General features: G+C 35.8%; 24 protein-coding genes. 14 read left to right on the forward strand and 10 right to left on the reverse strand.

Translation table 11 applies throughout. The features are described from left to right. Position 1: 1 nt before the first annotated feature. On the forward strand, positions 2–634 hold the full coding sequence (locus ACODST_RS21920) for an IMPACT family protein (protein ID WP_488934222.1): 633 nt from the start codon (positions 2–4) through the stop codon (positions 632–634). A gap of 24 nt (positions 635–658) precedes the next feature. Here ACODST_RS21920 and ACODST_RS21925 read toward each other — a convergent pair whose 3' ends face one another. Beyond that, entirely contained in the window at positions 659–1,072 is a 414-nt protein-coding gene (locus ACODST_RS21925) for an acyl-CoA thioesterase (protein ID WP_488934247.1), read from the reverse strand. 188 nt (positions 1,073–1,260) lie between these two features. Between ACODST_RS21925 and dnaA the strand changes: the two genes are divergently transcribed. The 10 genes from dnaA to scpA all read left to right on the forward strand — a co-directional run bounded on the left by dnaA (position 1,261) and on the right by scpA (position 11,381). Beyond that, positions 1,261–2,688: a chromosomal replication initiator protein DnaA gene (gene dnaA / locus ACODST_RS21930; RefSeq protein WP_488934223.1), complete on the forward strand. Its 1,428-nt coding sequence runs from the start codon at positions 1,261–1,263 to the stop codon at positions 2,686–2,688. Positions 2,689–2,696: 8 nt separating this feature from the next. Then, on the forward strand, positions 2,697–3,164 hold the full coding sequence (locus ACODST_RS21935; RefSeq protein ID WP_488934224.1) for a low molecular weight protein-tyrosine-phosphatase: 468 nt from the start codon (positions 2,697–2,699) through the stop codon (positions 3,162–3,164). A 75-nt stretch (positions 3,165–3,239) separates the two neighbouring features. Beyond that, the gene (locus ACODST_RS21940; protein ID WP_488934225.1) at positions 3,240–3,953 is read left to right on the forward strand and encodes an SAM-dependent methyltransferase; all 714 of its coding nucleotides are present in this window, start codon (positions 3,240–3,242) and stop codon (positions 3,951–3,953) included. Positions 3,954–3,975: 22 nt separating this feature from the next. After that, the gene (locus ACODST_RS21945; protein ID WP_488934226.1) at positions 3,976–4,392 is read left to right on the forward strand and encodes an energy transducer TonB; all 417 of its coding nucleotides are present in this window, start codon (positions 3,976–3,978) and stop codon (positions 4,390–4,392) included. Positions 4,393–4,438: 46 nt separating this feature from the next. Then, entirely contained in the window at positions 4,439–5,566 is a 1,128-nt protein-coding gene (locus ACODST_RS21950) for a methionine aminotransferase (protein ID WP_488934227.1), read from the forward strand. A gap of 75 nt (positions 5,567–5,641) precedes the next feature. Continuing rightward, positions 5,642–6,523, forward strand: a complete 882-nt coding sequence (locus ACODST_RS21955; RefSeq protein ID WP_488934228.1) for an SDR family oxidoreductase — start codon at positions 5,642–5,644, stop codon at positions 6,521–6,523. A gap of 251 nt (positions 6,524–6,774) precedes the next feature. Next, a complete protein-coding gene (udk, locus tag ACODST_RS21960) occupies positions 6,775–7,383 on the forward strand; it encodes a uridine kinase (RefSeq protein ID WP_488934229.1) in 609 nt (202 codons plus the stop codon). A 106-nt stretch (positions 7,384–7,489) separates the two neighbouring features. Continuing rightward, a complete protein-coding gene (locus ACODST_RS21965; RefSeq protein ID WP_488934230.1) occupies positions 7,490–7,822 on the forward strand; it encodes an FtsB family cell division protein in 333 nt (110 codons plus the stop codon). Between the two features lie 15 nt (positions 7,823–7,837). Next, the gene (locus ACODST_RS21970; RefSeq protein ID WP_488934231.1) at positions 7,838–9,199 is read left to right on the forward strand and encodes a methylmalonyl-CoA mutase subunit beta; all 1,362 of its coding nucleotides are present in this window, start codon (positions 7,838–7,840) and stop codon (positions 9,197–9,199) included. Between the two features lie 40 nt (positions 9,200–9,239). Next, positions 9,240–11,381 carry a methylmalonyl-CoA mutase gene (gene scpA / locus ACODST_RS21975; protein ID WP_488934232.1) on the forward strand — a complete coding sequence of 714 codons (2,142 nt, stop codon included), beginning with the start codon at positions 9,240–9,242 and terminating at the stop codon, positions 11,379–11,381. Positions 11,382–11,431: 50 nt separating this feature from the next. Here scpA and ACODST_RS21980 read toward each other — a convergent pair whose 3' ends face one another. The 5 genes from ACODST_RS21980 to dapF form a co-directional block, all read right to left on the reverse strand. Further along, a complete protein-coding gene (locus ACODST_RS21980) occupies positions 11,432–12,076 on the reverse strand; it encodes a peptidoglycan-binding protein LysM (protein ID WP_488934233.1) in 645 nt (214 codons plus the stop codon). A gap of 100 nt (positions 12,077–12,176) precedes the next feature. Then, the gene (locus tag ACODST_RS21985) at positions 12,177–13,022 is read right to left on the reverse strand and encodes a DUF2279 domain-containing protein (RefSeq protein ID WP_488934234.1); all 846 of its coding nucleotides are present in this window, start codon (positions 13,020–13,022) and stop codon (positions 12,177–12,179) included. Between the two features lie 74 nt (positions 13,023–13,096). Then, the gene (gene mltG, locus ACODST_RS21990; protein WP_488934235.1) at positions 13,097–14,137 is read right to left on the reverse strand and encodes an endolytic transglycosylase MltG; all 1,041 of its coding nucleotides are present in this window, start codon (positions 14,135–14,137) and stop codon (positions 13,097–13,099) included. A 10-nt stretch (positions 14,138–14,147) separates the two neighbouring features. Beyond that, positions 14,148–14,681, reverse strand: a complete 534-nt coding sequence (locus ACODST_RS21995) for a GNAT family N-acetyltransferase (protein WP_488934236.1) — start codon at positions 14,679–14,681, stop codon at positions 14,148–14,150. A gap of 44 nt (positions 14,682–14,725) precedes the next feature. Further along, entirely contained in the window at positions 14,726–15,508 is a 783-nt protein-coding gene (dapF, locus tag ACODST_RS22000; protein ID WP_488934237.1) for a diaminopimelate epimerase, read from the reverse strand. 174 nt (positions 15,509–15,682) lie between these two features. Here dapF and ACODST_RS22005 point away from each other — a divergent pair, with 174 nt between their 5' ends. Further along, a complete protein-coding gene (locus ACODST_RS22005) occupies positions 15,683–17,083 on the forward strand; it encodes a S1C family serine protease (protein WP_488934238.1) in 1,401 nt (466 codons plus the stop codon). A gap of 213 nt (positions 17,084–17,296) precedes the next feature. Beyond that, complete coding sequence (locus ACODST_RS22010; RefSeq protein ID WP_488934239.1) at positions 17,297–18,745, forward strand: glyceraldehyde-3-phosphate dehydrogenase; 1,449 nt, start codon at positions 17,297–17,299, stop codon at positions 18,743–18,745. A 62-nt stretch (positions 18,746–18,807) separates the two neighbouring features. Here ACODST_RS22010 and ACODST_RS22015 read toward each other — a convergent pair whose 3' ends face one another. Further along, positions 18,808–19,266 carry an Lrp/AsnC family transcriptional regulator gene (locus ACODST_RS22015; RefSeq protein ID WP_053474073.1) on the reverse strand — a complete coding sequence of 153 codons (459 nt, stop codon included), beginning with the start codon at positions 19,264–19,266 and terminating at the stop codon, positions 18,808–18,810. A gap of 201 nt (positions 19,267–19,467) precedes the next feature. Here ACODST_RS22015 and ald point away from each other — a divergent pair, with 201 nt between their 5' ends. Beyond that, positions 19,468–20,586, forward strand: coding sequence for an alanine dehydrogenase (gene ald, locus ACODST_RS22020; RefSeq protein WP_488934240.1), 1,119 nt, complete (start codon positions 19,468–19,470; stop codon positions 20,584–20,586). 125 nt (positions 20,587–20,711) lie between these two features. Here ald and pafA read toward each other — a convergent pair whose 3' ends face one another. The 3 genes from pafA to ACODST_RS22035 form a co-directional block, all read right to left on the reverse strand. After that, the gene (gene pafA, locus ACODST_RS22025) at positions 20,712–22,331 is read right to left on the reverse strand and encodes an alkaline phosphatase PafA (RefSeq protein ID WP_488934241.1); all 1,620 of its coding nucleotides are present in this window, start codon (positions 22,329–22,331) and stop codon (positions 20,712–20,714) included. A gap of 430 nt (positions 22,332–22,761) precedes the next feature. Beyond that, on the reverse strand, positions 22,762–23,613 hold the full coding sequence (locus ACODST_RS22030) for an IS3 family transposase (RefSeq protein WP_488934242.1): 852 nt from the start codon (positions 23,611–23,613) through the stop codon (positions 22,762–22,764). A gap of 14 nt (positions 23,614–23,627) precedes the next feature. Beyond that, positions 23,628–24,056, reverse strand: a complete 429-nt coding sequence (locus ACODST_RS22035; protein ID WP_488934243.1) for a helix-turn-helix domain-containing protein — start codon at positions 24,054–24,056, stop codon at positions 23,628–23,630. Positions 24,057–24,195: the final 139 nt, after the last annotated feature.

Genomic DNA, 24,195 nt, shown 5'->3' on the forward strand with positions numbered 1-24,195 from the left:
TTTGGAATACAACGACACATACCAAACCATATCTGGTGAATCTGAAGAAGTACTTTTTAAAGAAAAGGGAAGCAAGTTCTTTGGGTATGCTTATCCTATAGAAACCGAAGAGGAAGTAAAACCCATTATAGAAAACTTACGAAAGCTGCACCCGCATGCTGTTCATTATTGTTATGCTTACCAATTGGGCACTGCCCCAAAAATCTCTTATCGTGCTAATGACGACGGCGAACCGGGCAACACCGCAGGAGCACCTATTTACGGACAAATACAATCTTTTGGATTAACGAACGTTATTGTAGTGGTAGTTCGTATTTTTGGCGGCGTAAAATTAGGAGTCGGCGGTTTAATTGCTGCTTACCGAACTACGGCGCAGATGACATTAGAGGTTTGTGAAATCATCGAAAAAACAATTGATGTACATTTTTTAATTTCATTTGATTACAAAAACATGAACAAAGTGATGCGTGTTATTAAGGAAAAGAAATTAGAAATCACTTCACAGGAAATGGAAATGGATGAAAATTCGGGTCTGCCAATTGGTAAAATCACGACCAAAACGCGAAAAAAAAATGCCGAATCTATATTCGACATTTTTGATTTAATGTTTGAAATCGATATTAAAATTATCTAAATTAACATAAAAAAGCAGGTTAATTTAACAATTTTCATCGAGTGATTTGAATATCTCTAAAATGTATTCCGGAGGGGCTGTCGGACGACCTGTTTTTAACGAAATAAATACCAGAATAAACACTGCCGTTGTTAATAACTCATTTGCTTCATTGTAGATTGCGCAGTCAAATTCAATCTTAACAGAGGAGTGACTTTTGAAGGTGGTATGAATTGTCAAAAGCTCATCATACCTGGCTGATTTTTTATACGCGATATTCATGTTCACTATAGGAAGACCAATACCGCTTTCTTCCATGCTTTTATATGAAACCCCTTTATTTCTAAGCCATTCCACACGTCCAATTTCAAAATAAGGCACATAACTGCCGTGATAAACAACTCCCATTTGGTCAGTTTCTGAGTAACGAACCCGCACTTGGGTCTGATGATTTTTCATTGATAAAATATTAAAAAAATTCGAATTCAAAAAGCCCTTTTACGACTTTTTTTTATAAAATTAGATACCAAAATATTTTTTTTTACAGAAATTTGTTCACATATTTGTTATCCCGAAATAAGGAATAAAATCGCTCCTTTTTTATTAGGAGAATCTTTATCAATAATATAAAAAATTTATTTGAATCTATGACTAAAACTGCTCAATCGGTATGGGAAAACTGTTTGTCTTTTATAAAGGACAATATTCAAGACCAAGCATATAAAACTTGGTTTGAACCAATCAAATCAGTTGAACTAACCGATAACGCTTTATATATTCAAGTACCAAGTAAATTTTTCTACGAGTGGTTAGAAGAACACTACGTAAAATTATTGAAAGTTGCGCTTACCAAAGAACTGGGAAAAAACGCAAAGTTACTCTATAAAATTAAAATGGAGAACACTTATGGAAATAAACAGCCTTTTACCGAGCAGCTGCCAAGTTCCAACAGAGTTCCGATGAAACCACAGGAAGTTGACGCTCCGTTTAAAAACTTAAATCCCGAGCTTAAAAATCCTTTTGTAATTCCCGGAATCCGAAATTTAAAAATTGAATCTCAGTTAAACCCTAATTACAGTTTTGACAACTTTCTGGAAGGAGATTCCAACCGTCTGGCCCGTTCTGCAGGTATGGCTGTTGCCAACAAACCGGGAGGAACTTCTTTTAATCCGCTGTTGATTTTTGGAGGTGTCGGATTAGGAAAAACACACTTAGCACACGCTATTGGAGTTGAAGTAAAAGACAAATATCCTGAAAAAACAGTTTTATATATTTCTGCCGAAATTTTCACCCAGCAATATATTGACTCTGTAAAAAAGAATAATCGTAACGACTTTATTCACTTTTATCAGTTAATCGACGTTCTTATCATTGATGATGTTCAGTTTTTATCTGGTAAATCAGGAACTCAGGACGTGTTTTTCCATATTTTCAACTACCTGCACCAAAACGGCAAACAGGTCATTTTAACGTCTGACAAAGCTCCTGTAGACATGCAGGATATTGAACAGCGTTTATTATCCCGTTTCAAATGGGGATTGTCTGCAGAATTGCACCAGCCTGATTATGAAACCCGTATTTCGATCTTAAAAAATATTTTATATCGTGACGGTGTTGATATGCCGGAAGACATTTTAGAATATGTAGCCCGTAACATCAAATCTAATGTTAGAGAATTAGAAGGCGCTATTATCTCTTTGATTGCACAATCTTCATTCAACAAAAAAGAAGTTACCATCGAACTGGCTAAAAGTGTTGTTGAAAAATTCGTTAAAAACGTTAAGAGAGAAATTTCTATCGAATATATTCAAAAAATTGTATCCGATTATTTTCAGCTGGATATCGAAACGCTTCAGTCTAAAACCAGAAAAAGACATGTGGTTCAGGCAAGACAGCTGGCTATGTTTTTTGCAAAGAAATTCACCAAAGCTTCTTTGGCAAACATTGGTTCACAAATTGGAGACCGGGATCACGCAACCGTATTACACGCTTGTAAAACCGTTGACAATTTAGTTTCTACAGACAAACAATTCAAGAAATTTGTCGAAGACATCAACAAAAAATTAACGCTATAAAGCCAATCATGCCTGTAAAAATTTTAATGGTTTGCTTGGGGAATATCTGCAGATCTCCTCTCGCAGAAGGAATTTTAGCATCAAAATTACCTCAGGACAAATTTATTGTAGATTCGGCAGGAACAGGATCCTGGCATATAGGCCATTCTCCTGACAAACGTTCTATCGCTGTTGCACAAAAAAACGGCTTGTGTATTGACCAGCAGAAAGGAAGACAGATCCAGACTTCTGATTTTGACACATTCGATTATATCTATGTTATGGACAATTCGAATTATCGTGATGTTCTCCATTTAGCCAAAACACCCGAACATAAAAGTAAAATCCATTTAATTCTTAACGAATTATTCCCGGACGAAAATGTCGATGTTCCGGATCCTTATTATGGTGCCGTCAATGGTTTTGACAATGTCTATCAAATGCTGGATGAAGCAACAGACATAATCGCTCAAAAACTCATCAAAAAGCACTCCTAATTTAATTTGTATTTCAGTTATCATTTTTAATAATTGAAATACATTTTTTGTTTTTAACCCATAAATATCTTAAAAATGAAACTTTCGGGAAAATTATATCTTATTCCAACCACAATGGGCGAAAGCGATCCCATGGATGTTTTACCGCAGACTGTCAGAAGAACTATAGAAGTTATTGACCATTATATTGTTGAAAACGACAAAACCGCCAGAAAGTCAATCAAAGCAGTTTATCCTGAAAAAAAACAATCAGAATTAGTGCTTTTCACTCTTAATAAACGTACCGAAACCAGCGAACATTTAGACTTTATCAAACCTTTATTAGAAGGGAAAAACATGGGCTTAATGAGCGAAGCCGGTTGTCCGGGCGTTGCAGATCCGGGTGCTGCAATTGTAAAATTAGCACACGAAAAAGGCATTCAGGTGATACCTTTGGTAGGCCCCTCTTCTATCCTGCTTGCCATGATGGCTTCCGGAATGAACGGTCAGAGTTTTACTTTTAATGGTTATCTGCCAATTGACAAAGACGAGAAAAAATCGGCTTTGAGACATTTTGAGAAATTATCTTATGATAAAAACCAATCGCAGATTTTTATTGAAACTCCTTATAGAAATAATAAACTGATTGAAGACCTGGTTCAGATTTTAAATCCATCCACACATTTATGCATTGCGGCTGATATTACGCTTCCAACAGAATTCATCAAAACTCTGAAAATTTCGGATTGGAAGAAATTAAAAATTGATATTGATAAACGTCCTGCGATTTTTATTATTCATAAAATGTAAGCAAACTGCAAACAGAACCGCTATGAAAAAGTTTTTTGTTTTATTTTTTATTTGTTCAGTACAAACAATATTTTCTCAAATTGAACCACCTAGAGAATATGTGAGCGATTCTGAAAAAGCTATTGCTGAAGAAAAATGGATTTACAATACCGCCGGCGTTGATGTAAAACCGGAATTCCCAGGCGGCCAGGAAGCATTAGAACGCTTTTTAAAAGACAACTATAAAAATCCACAAAAAGACTTGAAAGGAAAAGTATATACTATATTTATTATTGAGAGAGACGGATCTTTAAGCGATATAAAAATTTTGAGAGATCTTGGATACGAAACGGGAGCTGAAGCAATTAGGGTCCTAAAAAAATCTCCTAAATGGATTCCCGGAAAACAAAATAACAAAACAGTTCGAGTTTTATATCCTGTCCCTATAGTTGTAAATTAACATCTTCAACTTTTCACAAAAGTTACTCCTCTAACCAAACTTAATTATGAGTAAACTCCCAAACGTAACTACCAGCATTTTTACGGTAATGTCAAAAATGGCAGTCGAATACAATGCGATAAATCTTTCTCAGGGATTTCCCAATTTTCCTGTTGATGAAAGACTGACCGATATTATTTCCAGATTAGCCAGGGAAAATGTTCACCAATATACACCAATGGCCGGCTATCCACCTTTGATGAATAAAATTGCAAAATTAATCGAGAGTTCTTATAAAAGGATTATCAATCCTGATTTAGAACTTCTGGTTACTGCAGGAGCAACTCAGGGAATTTTCACTACGATTCTGGCTTTAGTAAAAGAAAATGACGAAGTCGTAATTCTTGATCCGAGTTACGATTCTTATGAATCTCCCGTTTTACTCTGCAAAGCTAAACCTGTTCGGGTAGCGTTGAATGATGATTACACACCAAATTGGGAACGAATTGAAAAAGCTTGTTCCGAAAGGAGCAAAATGATCATCATCAACAATCCGCATAATCCAACAGGAAAAATATTAACGGAAGCAGATTTTGTTGAATTAGAAAAAATCCTTTCCAAATACCCCGAAATCATCGTTTTGTCTGATGAAGTTTATGAATATATTACTTTTGAAGAAAAACACATTTCTGCACATACCAAAAGCTTTTTACGCGATCGCTGTGTAATGGTTTCTTCTTTTGGAAAATCATTTCATATAACAGGCTGGAAAATTGGTTATACCATCGCACCGGAATATTTAATGAACGAAATCAAGAAAGTGCATCAGTTTCTGGTTTTTAGCGTTAACAGCATTTCTCAATTTGCCATCAGTGAATATCTGGATGTTGTGAATGTAGATCTGCTGGGGAAATTCTATCAGGAAAAAAGAGATTATTTTCAAAAACTGCTTCAAAACAGCCGGTTTGAATTAAAACCCTGCGAAGGCACTTATTTTCAGGTCGCTTCTTACGCCAGTATTTCAAGTGAAGACGATGTCACTTTCTGTAAAAATCTGATCATTGATCATGGTGTTGCCGCCATCCCGATTTCTAACTTTTATTCTGATCATAAAGACCAGAAACTAATCCGTTTTTGTTTTGCAAAGGACGATGTAACTCTCGAATCTGCTGCAAAAAAATTGTGTCTTGTATAAAGTTTATTAAAATTTTATAACATTATTATGCGTGCATCCTATTATTTTAACTAATATTGTAAAAAAAGAAAAAGTATGAACTATACAGATAAAATGTTACGAGATGATGCTTTAAAAGGTAAAGTAATTGTAGTTACCGGCGGCGGAAGCGGTTTAGGAAAAGCAATGACCAAATATTTCCTGGAACTGGGTGCTCAGGTAGCCATTACTTCCAGAGATTTAGAAAAACTGAAAACTACCGCAGCGGAACTCGAAAGCGCAACAGGAGGCAAATGTTTACCGCTTCAGTGTGATGTTCGTCATTATGAAGAAGTAGAAAACATGCTTCAGGAAACGTTAAAAACGTTTGGAAAAGTGGATGTTCTTTTAAACAATGCTGCCGGAAATTTTATTTCACCAACAGAACGTTTATCAGCAAATGCATTTGATACTGTTATAGATATTGTACTTAAAGGTTCTAAAAACTGTACACTGGCTTTTGGAAAACACTGGATTGACACTAAACAAACTTCGGCAGCGATTTTAAATATAGTAACCACTTATGCGTGGACAGGATCTGCTTACGTAGTTCCCAGCGCAACAGCCAAAGCCGGAGTTCTGGCCATGACAAGAAGTCTTGCTGTAGAATGGGCCAAATACGGAATTCGTTCTAATGCAATTGCACCGGGACCATTCCCTACTAAAGGAGCCTGGGACAGATTACTGCCGGGAGATCTTTCTGAAAAATTTGATATGGCCAAAAAAGTACCATTAAAAAGAGTTGGAGACCATCAGGAATTAGCTAATCTGGCCGCTTATCTGGTTTCAGATTTCTCCTCTTACATCAACGGGGATGTCATTACAATTGATGGCGGAGAATGGCTGAAAGGCGCCGGACAGTTTAATTTACTCGAAGCTATTCCGGAAGAACTTTGGGACCAGCTCGAAATGATGATAAAAGCAAAAAAGAACAAATAACTACAAGTGCTTACTAAATTCAGAATATTTTTTTAAAATTATACTGACTGCACGAAATCCCGAAGGTTTACTTTCGGGATTTTTTTATATTTTTCACCATATAAGTAATACAATTTCAGACAAATAGCATTTTGTTTAAACATCTTACATCTCAAATTTACTTACATTACTTATATGGTTAAATTGTATTAAGTGTTTAGCAATTCAGTTAAATTATTATTTTTGCGTAACAAATATCAAACAAAAAATTTATGCTCATTATTGGAATTGCAGGAGGAACTGGAAGCGGAAAAACAACGGTTGTACATCAAATCATGAACGAATTACCAGACACTCAGGTTGGCGTAATTTCTCAGGATTCGTATTATAAGGAAAACCACAACTTGTCTTTTGACGAGAGAGCATTAATCAATTTTGATCACCCGCGTGCCATTGATTTTGAATTACTGGTAAAACATCTTAAAGCCTTAAAAGCAGGTGAAACGATCGATCAGCCGGTTTATTCATTCATTCAGCACAACAGAACAGACGATACAATTTCGACACATCCAAGAAAAGTAATGATTGTGGAAGGAATTTTAATTTTAACGAATCCCGAATTAAGAGAACTTTTCGACATTAAAATATATGTTCATGCTGATTCTGATGAAAGATTAATTCGTCGTTTAAAAAGGGATATTTCTGAAAGAGGCCGTGATATTGACGAGGTTTTAAACCGTTATCAGACCACCTTAAAACCTATGCATGAACAGTTTATAGAACCTACAAAAGCTTTTGCAGACATTATTATTCCAAATGACAAATACAATACGGTAGCAATTGATGTCGTTCGCGCCGTAATTAATCAGAGAATTTCATAATTTTTATCGTAAATTTAGACCACAAAATAAAGCTTCCCGGCAAATGTCGGGACTGTTTTTCAAAATGTCTGAAAAACTCAAATCAATTCAAAAGAAATAATCTTATATGAAATTTAAAAATCCATACAAAGACAAAAAATGGTTTAAATTCCTGGGCAATAAATATGTCTGGGTATTGTCTTTTTTTGTGGTATGGATGCTCTTTTTAGACAACTACTCTTATTTTGATCATCGCTTTTTAGATGAGCAGATTAATGAATTACAGGATAATAAAAAATATTATCAGGACGAGATAAAAAAAGATCAGGAACAGATCAAACAACTCAAAAATCCGGAACAGATAGAAAAATATGCCCGCGAAAAGTACTTTATGAAAAAAGACAGCGAAGATATTTACATCATCCATTTTGAAGGAGACACTATTCAGAAAAAAGAATAATCACAAAAAACACCCATGGCTGCAAACCTATTCGAAGATTTTAATCCGATTTCATCCAAACAATGGAAACAAAAAATTCAGTTTGAATTAGATGGAGCCGATTATAACCAAACCGTAATCTGGAATTCTCCCGAAGATATTCAGGTAAAACCGTTTTATCACAGTGACGAATTTACCCAATCGGCTTCTGTACAAACTAAAGCTTCAGAATTTAAAATCTGCCAGAATATTTTTGTTTATGATATCGACAAATCGGTAAAAAGAGCTTTAAATACGATTGAAAGAGGTGCCGAAAGTTTACGTTTTACAATTCAGAACGAGAATACTGACGTTCAAAAATTATTAGAAAATCTTCCTTTAGAAGGAAGAACGGTTTATTTTCATTTGAGTTTTATCTCAATCGATTTCGTTAAAAAACTGGATGTTATTTCGACTCAAAAAAAAGCGTTTTTTTACTGCAATTTAGATCCAATCGGACAACTGGCACGAGACGGAAACTGGTTTACAACATCGGACAAAAATAATTTTGAAACGCTTGAAAAAATTTCAAACCAAACCAATATTCCTCTTTTAAGTATCGATTTAGGTTTGTATCAAAATTCAGGTGCTAATATTACACAGCAGATTGCTTATAGTTTAGCGCATGCCAATGAGTATTTAAATCGTTTCCCAAACATAACAAAACCTTTTGTTTTTCAAATATCAGTTGGAACGAGCTACTTTTTTGAAATTGCCAAACTTCGTGCCTTGCGGATGCTTTTTAAATTAATAGCTGCCGAATACCATTCTGAGATAGATTGTCATTTTCTGGTTACGCCTACTAAACGTAACAAAACCATCTACGATTACAATGTTAATATGCTTCGTACCACAACCGAATGCATGTCGGCTATATTAGGCGGTGCCGATGCTGTGGCAAATTTACCTTATGATTCCTTGTACCACAAAGACAATGAATTTGGCGATCGTATTGCCCGAAATCAATTATTAGTTTTAAAACACGAAAGTTACTTTGACAAAGTCGATAATCCGGCTGACGGAAGTTATTACATTGAAAGCTTAACCATGCAACTGGCAGAAAAAAGCCTTACTCTATTTAAAGATATTGAAGCAAACGGAGGTTTCTTAAAACTGCTGAATGACGGAACCATCAAAAAGAAAATACAGGAAAGCGCCAATAAAGAGCAGGAGTTATTCGATTCAAAAAAAGAAATTTTACTGGGCACCAATAAATATCCAAACAAAGAAGACAAAATGAAACACGATTTAGAACTGTTTCCTTTTGTGAAAATAAAACCAAGAAAAACGTTGATTACGCCTATTATAGAAAAAAGATTAGCTGAAAAACTGGAACAGGAAAGACTGGAACTTGAGTAGTTTTTTAGTAATTAATATGCACAACAAAGAAAGAGTCTGTATGATAAGAAAAGACCTTAAACATATAAAGTTAGCTGTTAAAAGTGAGACGTTAAATGAACTGACACATAACTCCGAACCTATAACTCATAACTTCACCACAGCAGAAGGAATCGAACTAAAAAAAAGCTATTCTGAAAAGGATATTGAAGAATTAGAGTTTTTGGATTTCGGAGCCGGATTTACACCTAATTTACGCGGTCCGTACGCTACGATGTATGTTCGTCGTCCGTGGACGATTCGTCAGTATGCCGGGTTTTCTACTGCGGAAGAAAGTAATGCTTTTTACAGAAGAAATCTCGCAGCAGGACAAAAAGGACTTTCGATTGCTTTTGATTTACCAACGCACCGGGGCTACGATTCTGATCACGAAAGAGTGGTAGGCGATGTTGGAAAAGCGGGAGTTGCAATAGACTCTGTCGAAGACATGAAAGTACTGTTTGATCAGATTCCACTTGATGAAATGTCCGTTTCTATGACCATGAACGGTGCAGTTCTGCCTGTTATGGCGTTTTATATTGTAGCAGCCGAAGAGCAGGGTGTTAAATTAAATAAACTTTCAGGTACCATTCAGAATGATATTCTGAAGGAGTTCATGGTGCGTAATACGTATATTTATCCGCCAGCTCCTTCTATGAAAATTATTGCAGATATTTTTGAATTTACGAGCAAAAAAATGCCTAAATTCAATTCAATCTCTATTTCAGGATATCACATGCAGGAAGCCGGCGCAACAGCAGATATTGAACTAGCGTATACCCTTGCCGATGGTTTAGAATATATTCGAACAGGGTTGTCTACCGGAATGACGATTGATGAATTTGCTCCCCGACTGTCCTTTTTCTGGGCCATAGGAATGAATCACTTTATGGAAATTGCCAAGATGAGGGCCGGACGAATGATTTGGGCAAAACTGATTCAGCAGTTTAATCCAAAAAGTGATAAATCTCTGGCATTAAGAACACATTGCCAGACCAGCGGATGGAGTTTAACAGAACAAGATCCGTTTAATAATGTAGCCAGAACCTGTATTGAAGCGGCGGCCGCAGCATTTGGCGGAACACAATCCCTGCATACAAATGCACTTGATGAAGCGATTGCTTTACCTACTGATTTTTCGGCCAGAATTGCCCGTAATACGCAGATTTTTTTACAGGAAGAAACTAAGATTACTAAAACGGTAGATCCCTGGGGAGGCAGTTATTATGTGGAATCATTAACGAATGAAATACTCGAAAACACCTGGAAACTAATTGAAGAGGTTGAGGAACTGGGCGGAATGACCAAAGCGATTGAAGCCGGAATTCCAAAACTCCGCATAGAAGAAGCGGCAGCCAGAAAACAGGCCAGAATCGACAGCGGACAGGATATTATTGTGGGGGTCAATAAATTTAGATTAGAAAAAGAAGATCCGTTACATATTCTGGATGTTGACAACCAAATGGTTCGCAAACAGCAGATAGAACGTCTTGAAACTATTAAAGCAAAAAGAGATACTGAAAAAGTAAAGGAATCACTTGAAAAATTAATCCATTGTGCCAGGACCGGAGAAGGAAACTTATTAGAAATTGCCATTGAAGCCGCCAGAAACAGAGCAACACTGGGAGAGATAAGCGATGCACTTGAAACTATTTTTGGAAGGTTTAAAGCACAAATTAAATCATTTAGCGGTGTGTATAGTGCAGCAATAAAAAATGACGAAAATTTTGAAAAGGCAAAACAGTTAGCTGATGTTTTTGCCAGACAGGAAGGAAGACGTCCGAGGATTATGATTGCCAAAATGGGACAGGACGGTCATGACCGCGGTGCAAAAGTAGTGGCGACAGGTTATGCCGATGTAGGTTTTGATGTAGATATCGGCCCTTTGTTTCAAACGCCGGCAGAAGCTGCCAAACAGGCGGTAGAAAATGACGTACATATTTTGGGGGTTTCCTCACTCGCAGCGGGACATAAAACTTTAGTTCCGCAGGTTATTGAAGAACTTAAAAAACAGGGTCGTGATGATATTATGGTAATTGTAGGGGGCGTAATTCCGGCACAGGACTATCAATTTTTGTTTGATGCCGGAGCGGCAGCTATTTTCGGTCCGGGAACTAAAATTAGTGAAGCGGCCATTCAGATCCTGGAAATACTAATCGATTAAGGTCAATTCAAAAAAAATCCCGAAATTAATTTCGGGATTTTTTTGTCTTTTTACTCATTGATCACAGCATTTTTATCTGCTTCGATAAACGAGAGGTCATAGCCTGCAAAATCGCGTAAATAGCTTTTTAACGAAGTTCCGAAAGCATCTCTGAAATGCCTGTTTCCTCCATGTTTAAAAAAGTTTTTTACAGATCCTGCACCTCCAAGATGTGCAGCTGCTAAAATACCAGATTCTGTAATTTCAACACCATTAATCACTTTTCCTTCGTATTTTCTGATTTCATTGCGTAAAATCCATTTGTTTTTGGATAATAATGCAACAAAAGCTTTTTCCTGCAATGCAGGATCTTTCAGGAAATCTTTGTCATCTCTGACTCCGATAGCTCTTAAGGCTTTTGAACCAAATTGATATTTTCCCATGTAACCCAGTGAATTAACCATTCGGTATTTTCCCTGAGATTCTTTAAAAGCAACTGCTTCTTTAAAACCGATAAGATGATTTCCAGTGTATGGGACGTTTAGATGTGCTTTAGGATAATCACCCTTTTCCAAAGATGGATAAATGTATTCTGATCCATCTGTTTTTTCTGTTAGAAACCACGGTTTGGTTTCGACACTAAAGGGTTTAAAACCCAGGCTTAAAAATGTAATAATAACGATTAAACTCGCATAAAAATACCACTTCTTTATCATAAATTGTTTTTCTTCAAAACGCTGTCACCTTTTTGAAATTTCTACGGGTGCAAAGGTAATGAAAAACAAAAAAATCTGATAATCAACAATTTAACCAAAATCAGAAATACAAGGCATGTGCCTTAAACCCTTTATTGGCGGAGTATTCCAGAGCCGGAGCCGGAATTTTTATTGTATTAAAAACGGAAAAAATAGTTTTCAAAAAATGCGATTTTGTGTCAATTTTAGCAAAATTAACATCAAAAGAAAGAAAAAACTTACGATATATTTCGGGATTTTCAGGCAAAATTATATTTTGATCACTCCGGTTTCCGGATAACATTCCCTCGGCTCCATATCCAAAAGCAATATTAAACCATTTTGGAATTTTACTTTCCTTAGCAAAGGAATAAGGGTTAACCGAAAGCCAGTAAGTCTGCCCGTTATAGTCTTTTAAAATCTGCTCATTTAATGTTTTTCCCAGAGCATCAGGGCGCATAGCCGCATATTTAGTGGTATGAAAGGAAAATTTAGGAATAATTCTCTGTTCTTTCCATAGTAATTCCTGAGAAACATACAAAGCTGTCCCCGCTGCATTGGCAGCAATATCACCGGAAGAAGCTCCCCATTCTGAAGAAAATCCGTCCAAAACTTCTACAGCGGTTAAAAAAGCAAAACCTAAACCTGCCCCGTAAACTAACTGTTTTTTTTGACTGGCACCACTCCAGTTCATCATTTCGGCACCAAATCGTCCCAAATGATAAGCAGAATACATATGTCCCGCTTTATCCATCTGAAGCCATTCATTGTTATCATTAATAAAATGAAATTTTGACCGTGGATAATCGGCATACCAAAGCTGGTTTAAGCCTAATAAAGTAACTGAAGCCAAAGCGGTTTCAGTTACTATTACGGCATTCTGTCTCTTTTTATTTAAAGTATCGGAAGGGGTTAAAAAACTTTCCATCCTGCTTTGTGCAAAAGACGAAAAACCCATTAAAAATAAAACCGATAAAAAAAGGTATTCTCTTAAATTCAAAACTATCTTGTTACGCCCTGACTGGCAATCCAGTCTGAATATCTTTTTGCATTTTTAGTGTGATCTGCATAATTAGAAGCAAACTCATGGTAGCCAAAACGGTCTACGCTGGCACAAAAATAAATATAATCGTTTTTCTCAGGATTCAGAACCGCTTCGAGAGCTGTAATATCGGCCATGGCAATCGGTCCCGGAGGAAGTCCTGTGTTGATATAGGTATTGTATGGCGATTTCATAACTAAGTCATTATAAAAAACCCTTTTTATAACCTGATCAAAATCGTTATCCCTTAATTTTAAAGCATAAATAACGGTAGGATCTGCCTGTAACGGCATTTCTAAACGAAGACGGTTTAAATATACTCCGGCAATACGGGGTCTCTCATCTTTTTTAACGGATTCTTTGTGCACAATAGAAGCCAGAATCGACACCTGAACCGGAGTCAGACCTTGTTTTTTGGCCTGTTCCTGTCTTTCAGGAGTCCAGAACTTATGATATTCTTTAATCATTTTGTCTCGGAATTTTTCTGCCGAAGTATTCCAGTACACTTCATAAGTATTAGGAATAAACATTGCAAAAACATTTTCTTCATTGAACCCGTTTTGTGCTAAAAAAGTAGAATCCCTGAAAGCTTTTAATAACGAAGTACTGTCCGCTTCAATTTCTGCTCCCACTCTTCCGGCAAAATTTTCCAGGCGTTCCTGATTGTTAAAAGCTAATTTTACAGGAACATTTGAACGCATGGCACGTACCAAGTCAATATTGTTCATGTCTTTTTTAAGAAGAAAACGACCTGGTTTTACATTTTCAGGGTAACTTCTTTTACTGGCCACTAATTCAAAATTGTCAAAATTCTTAATATAAGGTTCCAATATCCTTTTTACATCTGTATAATTAGAACCGGTAGGCACATGTACGTATACTTCTTTTTCTTCAAATTTGGTATTGGCACTAAAAATTCGGCTGATTAAAATAAAACCGTAAATCAGTAAAACTGAAATTACGGCTACAGCAGTTATGGTGATAATTTTTTTTAATTTCAAAGTGATAAGTTTAAATATTTTTATTGATTAACTGAAAAACGGCCTCATCATGATATTCATTATTCAGCAGTATCCAGTCTTTTTTAATTCCTGTTTTCTCAAAACCAAATTTAGTAAAAAGAGCTATACTTGCTTCATTATTTGCACTAATATTTGCATAAAGCTGATGGAGATTTAAATTGAGGAAAGCGTATTTTATTAAAAGCGCTAAAGCTTCAGAACCAATATTCTGCCGTCTGTCTTTTTCATTCTGAATAACAATTCCGATACCCGCCCTGTTATTACGGGGATCAAAATCAAATAAATCGATCAGTCCCACAGCCGGAAAATCTTCGTCCTGACAGATTGCCAAACGCAATTGTTTTGCTTCGTAAATATCCTGCTGGGCATTTTCAAGATACTGACGGATTAAAAATCTGCTGTAAGGTGTATTGGTATTACTAACTTCCCAAATGCTCTGATCATTTTCCATTCCGTACACAAACTCTAAATCTTCCGGTTCCAGTGCACGAAGATAAATAGTATCGCCTTTGAGTGTAATCATCTTTAATTTTAGATTGTTAATAGCTGCATTTAAAAGTACTAAAATCAGATTTCTATAGTTCCTTTGAAAACAAATTTAGCCGGACCTGTCAAAAACACATTGGTAAAATGATCTCCATCTTTATTAAAAGAAACCACCAGTTTCCCACCTTCAACATTCAGGTTAATAGAAGTTTTGTCTGTCTGTCCGGTTGCATTCATAGCAATGGCAACCGCTGTTGCACCAGTTCCGCAGGCCAGCGTTTCGTCTTCAACCCCTCTTTCATAAGTACGAAGGGAGAAAGTGTCTTCATTTACTTTTTTAACAAAATTGACATTACTGCCTTTTTGTCCGTATAACTCTCCATAACGAATGGCAGCTCCGTTTTCTTTTACATTATAATGTTCCAAATCCTCAACAATCTGTACATGATGCGGAGATCCGGTATTTAAAAAAGTATAGGAATCTTTTTTCTGTACTTCGTCTACATCAATCATCTGAAGTGAAACAATAGCGTCTTTTCCAACTGATGCATGGTGCAGACCATCAGTAGCAATAAAAGTAGTTTTATCTTCAATAACTCCAAGCTGACTGGCAAAAGCAACCAGACAGCGTCCGCCGTTACCACACATCGAACTTTGGTTTCCGTCTGAATTGTAATACACCATTCTAAAATCAGTGTCTGAATCGTTTTCAAGTAAAATAAGTCCGTCCGCTCCAATTCCGAAACGTCTGTCGCACAGTCTCTCAATCAGCTTTACATCTTCTTTTGGAAAGAAACCTGATCTGTTGTCGATCATGACAAAATCGTTGCCAGTACCCTGGTATTTATAAAATTCTATCTGCATTTTTTAGTCGTTAAGAACTACAAAAGTACGAAGAAACTGCGAAGATTAATTAAGGAAATGTTAATCATTGTTAAAGAGCGTTAAACCGTTTTTCGAAAAAAATTTTTGGTATAATTTTACGTTGTAAATGTTAAAAACATATACCTAAAATAACTTAAAAAACATAAACTGAATATGAAAAAATTTTCAACCTTATTTTTGGTTTCACTACTTAGTGGTGCTACTACCCTTGGGGCTTACAAGTTATTATTTGACGGCAGTGATTCTTTTTTTGGAAAGAAAGGTTCTGTTGTTACCCTTGCCCCTGATTCCTATGGAAAAAACGTTGCTTTATCAGCCGAAACGGTTGATTTTACAGAAGCGGCAGACAAGACCATTCACACGGTGGTTCACGTAAAAAATGTTTCGAGAAGAACCGTAAGCAATCCAATGCTTGAATTTTTCTACGGCTATGGCGGACAGCAGCAGCAGGAACAGGTAGGAACCGGTTCGGGTGTTATCATCTCTGAAGACGGTTATATTGTAACCAACAATCATGTTATTAAAGATGCTACTGAAATTGAAATAACATTAAACAATAAAAAATCCTATAAAGCGAAATTAATTGGTACCGATTCTAAAATGGATATTGCGCTGCTGAAAATAGATGCCGATGAAAAATTACCGTATACCGCTTTTGCAAATTCAGATTCTGTAAAAATTGGAGAATGGGTTCTGGCAGTTGGAAATCCGTATAATCTGACTTCAACTGTTACCGCCGGAATTGTTTCGGCCAAAGCCAGAAACTTAGATCAAAGCGGCATTCAGTCGTTCATTCAGACGGATGCTGCGGTAAATCCAGGAAACTCAGGAGGTGCTTTAGTCAATACAAGAGGAGAACTGATTGGTATTAACACGATGATTTCATCAATGACCGGATCGTATGTAGGATACTCTTTTGCTGTTCCTTCCAATATTGCCAGAAAAATTATCGAAGATATTATGGAGTACGGAAATGTACAGAGAGGAATATTAGGTGTTGAAGGACGCGAATTAAATAGTAATGCCTCAAAAGTACTGGGTATTTCTGAAACACAGGGCTTTTACATTGATAAAGTCTCTAAAAACTCCGGTGCCGAAAAGGCTGCCCTTACAAAAGGTGACATTATAGTAAAACTAGACGAACAAAACATTGCCACTTTTGCCGATCTGTCTGGTTACATAAACACCAAACGTCCTAATGATGTTATTAAAGTTACTTATGTTAAAGACGGAAAAACAAAAACAGTTCCAGTTACCCTAAGTAAAAACGAATTTTTTAGTACTGAATTTAAAGGAATTGAATTAGAAAACATCGATGCTTCGGATAAGAAAAAATTCAGAATTGATTATGGTGTAAAAATCAAAAACATAACCAATGAGAATTTAATGCAGTACCAAAATGAATTGCAGGGTAATATTATCCTGAGTATTGATAATGTCAAAGCAACAAATATTGAAACGGTTTCAAAACTTTTGAAAAACAGAGACGAAGGACAGAGCGTTAGGATTGAAATGATCAATAAAAGCGGAGAAATCTTTAGAATAATTATTTAAGTCTCCATTATTAATTCCGGTTTACAGTCTTGAAGAAACTGCAAACCAATACACCGACTTCAAAATCAAAAAAAGCCATCTTAGGAAAAAATAAGGTGGCTTTTTCTTTTTCAAAAATAAATACTAAAATAGTTTACGAAATCGATTGAAATAGGTACTTTTGCGCCAAATTATAAAATAAGTGAGCGTTTTATTATTTCAATTCAATCTATTATGAGTAAAAAATCTTTGTACCAAAAAGAGGTATCCTTACAAGTCGACCGAAGAAGAGCTGGTGTCGAATTAATTAAAGTGATAAGTGATTTATGGTATGACAAATCCATTGAGATGGTTTTATTTAAAAATCAGCTTTTGGATAAAAATGTCAGCGATATTATCAATCTTCATCAATATGCAGGAGAGTTCGTTGGCAAACCTATCACCATTTTCGATTCGGTCGAAATAGCCAAAGTGGTTTTATCACTGGATCTTCCCCCTGCCAAAATCGATCTTGGAAAATTAACGTATGAATATCGTTTGGAGGATGAAAAATATCCTGATGCGCGGTATTTTGTTATCGAAAAACTAAAAAAAGCTAAATCCTCAAAAGAAATCCTGCCAAAAGATGTCGTACTGTACGGGTTTGGAAGAATCGGACGTTTACTGGCAAGAGAATTAATGTCAAAAACCGGAAAAGGAAATCAGTTACGACTAAGAGCCATCGTTACACGTGACAAAAATGACGGTTCGGGTTTAGAGAAAAGAGCTTCCTTATTGCGTTATGATTCTATTCATGGCGATTTCCAGGGATCTGTTACTGCCGATCCAAAAAACAATACTCTTCTCATTAACGGCACTACCGTACATATGATTACTGCAAATTCTCCGGAAGAAATTGATTATACCGAGTACGGAATAAATGATGCTTTAATAATTGACAATACCGGGGCTTTTACAACCGAAGAAGCCTTAAAAAGACACTTAACGTCAAACGGAGCCGCAAAAGTTTTATTAACTGCTCCCGGAAAAGGTGTTCCCAATATCGTATATGGTGTCAACCACAACGATTATAATCCTGATGAAAATGCTATTTTTTCTGCAGCATCCTGTACCACAAATGCCATTACACCGATTTTAAAAGTTATCGAAGAAACTTTAGGAGTTGTAAAAGGACATCTTGAGACTATTCATGCCTATACCAACGATCAGAATCTGGTAGATAATATGCATCGAAAATACCGTCGCGGCAGAGCAGCCGCCTTAAATATGGTTATTACCGAAACCGGTGCCGGAAATGCTGTTGCGAAAGCTTTACCCTCTTTAGAAGGTAAGCTAACCTCAAATGCGATTCGGGTTCCGGTTCCAAACGGCTCTTTGGTCGTTTTAAATTTAGAGATAAAAAAAACTTCCTCTATTGCCGGCATCAACAAAATTATGAAGAAATATGCCCTTGAAGGAGGGCTGGTTGAACAGATTAAATATTCCTTAAACAATGAACTGGTTTCTTCTGACATAGTAGGAACATCGGCTCCCTCTATTTATGACAGTAATGCAACCATTGTTTCAAAAGACGGAAAAAACATTGTACTCTACATTTGGTACGATAATGAATACGGTTACAGTCATCAGGTAATTCGTCTTGCAAAATATATTGCCAAAGTAAGACGTTATACTTATTATTAATTCACAAACCAAACTAACTATTTTTTAAAACCATCGGGGTTTCCTGATGGTTTTTCTTTTTATTAGATAGGCAGTACTGTCGTACTTTTTACTTCTGAAATAACAAATACGGTATTGATTAAAGACACTTCAGGCAGAACAGATAATTTTTTCTGGTGAAAATGATGATAACTTTCCATATCCGGAATTATAATCTTAAGCATATAATCAAAGTTTCCGGACACATAGTTACATTCTACGACTTCGGGTAAATTTAAAATCGACTGGTTAAAACCTTCCGAGGTGTCATAGGTTTGTTTCGTTAAGGTTACCTGACAATATACGGTTAAATTATTCCCTAATTTTTTCTTGTCCAGAATCGTAACATATTTTTCTATAATCCCATCTTTTTCAAGGCGTTTTACGCGATCATGAACCGGTGTTAAAGACAAATTTATTTTGTTTGCAATATCTTTTAAAGTATAGTGTGCATCTTCCTGCAATAATCGTAAGATTTTTTTATCAATTTCATCTAAAGCCATAACGAAAACGTTGTATTAAAACATATGAAATTCAGTCTTTTTTTCTTTTTGGAGAATATTTTAAGTCATCAAAAAGAATAATTTTCTGTAAAAGTAAAAAATAAAATAATATTTTCTTATTTATCAAGCCCTAAACCATAATTTATTCTCTATCTGTAGATTTGTAAAACAATTTCAATTAAAACAAAAAATTATAACAAAATGATAATAGGTGTTCCAAAAGAAATAAAAAATAATGAAAACAGAGTTGCTTTAACTCCTGCGGGTGTTTCAGAAATGAAAAAACACGGACATACGGTTTATGTTCAGGCTACTGCTGGTTTAGGAAGCGGTTTCAGCGATGATGAATATGCACAGGCCGGCGCAGTAGTTTTACCAACTATTGAAGATGTTTACGCTATCGCAGAAATGATTATTAAGGTAAAAGAACCTATCGCTTCTGAATATCCTTTAATTAAAAAAAATCAATTATTATTTACTTACTTCCACTTTGCATCATCAGAGGAACTTACCCATGCTATGCTGGAAAGAGGAGCAGTATGTTTAGCTTACGAAACAGTTGAAAAAACAGACAGAAGCTTACCATTGCTAGTTCCAATGTCAGAAGTAGCAGGCCGTATGGCTATTCAGCAGGGAGCAAAATATCTAGAAAAACCATTAAAAGGAAGAGGAATTCTTTTAGGTGGTGTTCCAGGTGTACCTCCGGCTAAAGTTTTAGTTCTTGGCGGAGGAATCGTTGGAACTCAGGCAGCAAAAATGGCTGCCGGTTTAGGAGCTCAGGTTACTATTATGGATTTAAGTCTGCCTCGTTTACGTCAATTAGATGATATTATGCCGGCAAACGTAAATACAGAAATGTCTAATCACTACAATATTACAAGAGCAATTAAAGATGCTGATTTAGTTGTTGGTGCAGTTTTAATTCCGGGAGCAAAAGCACCTCACTTAATTACACGTGATATGCTAAAATTAATGCGTCCGGGAGCTGTTGTAGTTGACGTAGCTGTAGACCAGGGAGGATGTATTGAAACCTGTACTCCTACAACCCATGAAAACCCAACTTTTATTATTGATGATATCGTTCACTATTGTGTGGCTAACATGCCGGGAGCTGTTCCTTACACTTCTACTTTAGCCTTAACCAATGCTACTTTACCTTATGCTGTACAATTAGCGAATAAAGGATGGGAAAAAGCCTGTGCTGAAAATGAAGAATTGAAAAAAGGTTTAAATGTGGCTAATGGTAAAATCCTTTACAAAGGAGTAGCAGAAGCCTTTAACCTTCCTTACAATGAAGAGTTAGTATTGGCAAACGCATAGGCCAGTATTAAATAAGTGCTTACTAAGCAATACAATCAAAAGGCTTTTCGTAATGAAAAGCCTTTTTTATGCACAAAAAAGCCCGTTCTTTTCAAAACGGGCTTTTAATCAGCATTTATATAGTATTACTTCTTATTATCTAAAACCTCCTGCATTACTTTTGCTTCGGTCCCGTTAGGAAAAGTAACTTTGATTTTTTGAGCGATTGTTGGCGCTATTTCCGTAATTGCTTTTTTATCATAAGATTCTCCTTTTTTAATACCCCATCCATAAAATATAGCCGGAACATGAGTATCATAACTGTATATCGTACCGTGTGATGTTCCCGTAGTTGTATACTCAATATCTCCAGGTTTATCAATTATTACCAAATCACCATTCTGAGTAACATCATATCCTTTTGCCACAAAATTTAAAGCATAATCATTACCTCCGTTTGCCAGAATATCTTCTTCGGTAAATACTTTTTTAACCTGAGGCTGAGAAATTAAAAATTCTTTAAAAGCCAGTTTTACTTTTGCAAGTTCTAAGCCTTTTTCTTTAATGATCTGTTTATTGAAGAACACATTAAAATTAGAATAATTTAAAATCAAATCAACACCAAAAGTTTTCACTGAAAAATCCTGCAGGCTTTTCTTAACTTCTTTTGAAGGATAATTATCTACGTTATACTTGCGATCTTTTAAATAAATTACATTCTCTGCACCAGCATGATCCGCTGTTAAAAAAAGTAAATAATTTCCTTTTCCAACCGATTTATCCAGATAAGCAAGAAAATCGGCAATAGTCTGATCTAATCTTAAGTAAGTATCCTGAAGTTCCATAGATCTTGGTCCAAGTAAGTGACCAACATAATCTGTAGAAGAGAAACTAACCGTTAAGAAATCGGTGATATTATCTTTTCCTAAATCTTCTTTTTCGATTGCGCGTTTGGCAAACTCCGCTAAAAGATCATTTCCAAATGGCGTCGAACGGATAATTCCCGCATCATTCTTTTCATACATTGCTTTTAGATCATACGGAAATACCGGAGCTGCACTTCCGTATAATTTACCTTCATACGGATTATTATCCGGAAGACTTTCATTATAAACTGAAGCCGGTTTATACAAATCCCAGCCTTTATTAATGTATTTTAAATAGTTTTTTTCATTGTTGAACTCAGATACCCATTCCGGTAATTTTTCGCCGTAAAATGTGCTCGAAATAAATGACCCTGTTTTACTGTACCAAAATGCCCAGTTAGCAAAATGTCCCGCTGGTAAAATTGCCCCACGATCTTTTAAACTCATTCCAATTACTTTTCCTGTAAAATTAGTTGCCATACGAACTTCATCAGTAATGGTAGTGCTCTGGAGATTTTTAGGAGACATCGCACCTTCTTCAGCAGTCCCGTCGCCAACGGTTTTAACACTGTCATCATCTGTACAATACCTTTCTTTCCCAAGAGTTCTGCTAAACCATTCATTACCTACAATTCCATGTGTAGCAGGTGTTGTCCCAGTATAGATGGAGGCGTGTCCCGGTGCAGTATAAGTAGGCATATAATTGTAATGCATATTCTGGAAGACAAATCCATCATTCATTAATCTTTTGAAACCATTTGGCGAAAAATCATCTGAAAAGCGATATAAATATTCCATTTTCATTTGATCAACTACTATACCCACTACCAATTTAGGACGTTGCTGAGCACTTAAATTTGTGATAACAAAAAATGTCAGCAGTAAAATACTTTTTCTCATGTTTAAATAAATAATTGAATCACAAAAATACTCAATCAAATTAAGAAATTCTAAAGTATCAATACCTAAGACTAACAATTGACTATAATTTAACAAAAATTGAACGCAGGAAATCTGAAAGCAAATATTAATGGCGTTTCCCTTCGGACCGGGCTGTCCGTTGTATTCCCGATTAACAAAAACTACGGCTGAAAAAGCCTTGTTTTTCTAAATCGGGAGATGCCGCTCCCATCCCTAACGCAATCGTACCTTAGGAACGTTTTGGATCTTCGTATTTATAGTGAAACCAAATGAATTTTGGGATTTGGATTTTGGAATTTGGAGTTTGGGATTTGGAGTTTGGGATTTGGATTTTGGAATTTACCCAGAGGAAGTATTTGTCTAGTCCTGAAAAAGTGATACAGGATTAATAAAAAATAAAAATACAATTTTAGACAGTAGTAAGCTCAGGTTTACTGCTGTTTTTTGTTTTATAGGTTCTCATTTTAATTAAATTTTGACTGTGCATCTGACTTGGAGTAAGCATATAGTTTGAATAATGAGGTCTAATTTCATTGTAAATACTAATAGCTTCTTTTACAACTTTTTTGATGATCTCGACTTTTTGATTGTATCTGTCAATGGTAAACTCCTGTTTTAGAATTCCATTTACCCTTTCTGCAACTGCATTTTCATACGGATCTGAATTTTGTGTCATACTACATATGATCCGGTTTTTGTTAAGCTGCTTCTGGTATTTATTAGCACAATACTGAATACCTCTGTCGGAGTGATGTATGAGTGGCAGACTTTTGTTGTTTCTGTGGCTAAGGGCCATTTTTAAAGCCTTCAGACTGTTTTCTGTATTCATGTTGTCAGCAACATTATATCCCATGATCTTTTTAGAATAAGCATCTGTGACTAAACTCAAATAACATGGACTATCTCTTTTTCCTATATATGTTATATCAGATACCCAAACTTGTTCTGGTCTGCTAATTTCTAAATTTAAAATCTGATTTTGATATTTCCTAAATCGATGATGTGAGTTAGTTGTTATATGATATTTTCGTTTCGGCTGTATCAATAAATGATTGGCCCTGAGTATATCAAAGAATTTATCTCTTCCTATTTTCATTAATTGAAGCTTATCCAGCAAAAGATAATATAGTTTTCGAGCACCTATCCGGGGCATCATCACTCTGATGTTATCTACCATCAAAATTACTTCTCTGGCTTTGTTTTCTTTGGATGCTCTCCTTTTGATTTTTCGATAATAAACCTGTCTGTCTATCCCGAACAAATAACAGGTAAATGCTATTGTTTTTTGTTCTTTTGCTCTGAAGTTGTCGATTGTTCGGGTGGAGAGTTTTTTCGTATGTCGATATGATATTCTTTTTCCGCTAAATCAATCATCATATCAAACAAGATCGCTTTTTTGTCTGCAACATAAGCTTGCTGCTCTAAATAAGCCTTTTGCTTTTCTAATAACCTGACTTGGGCTTCAAGTTCCATGATTTTCTGTTCTGCTGTCTTTGGCATATTTAAAAGGGATTGGTTTTCCCAATCAAAGTTACCAAATTTACGCAACCATTCCATAACAGTTTTTCTACATTGAATGCCATATTTCTTTGTAGCTTGAGTGGCTGTGAGCTGTCCTTGTTCTATTGCTTGGACAACTTGCAATTTAAAAGACATTGAATAGTCTTTTTGTGTGCGCTTTACATAATTAGAGCTTTCTTCCATAACGCTTTTTTTTGTGTATCGTTATTTCAGGACGGGACAATTATAAAACAAAAAATCCTCAACAAATAAATGATGAGGATTCTTAAAAGAAAGGCGACGACATACTCTCCCACAAAACTGCAGTACCATCTGCGCAGGC

The organism is Flavobacterium sp. FG19 (assembly GCF_057809475.1).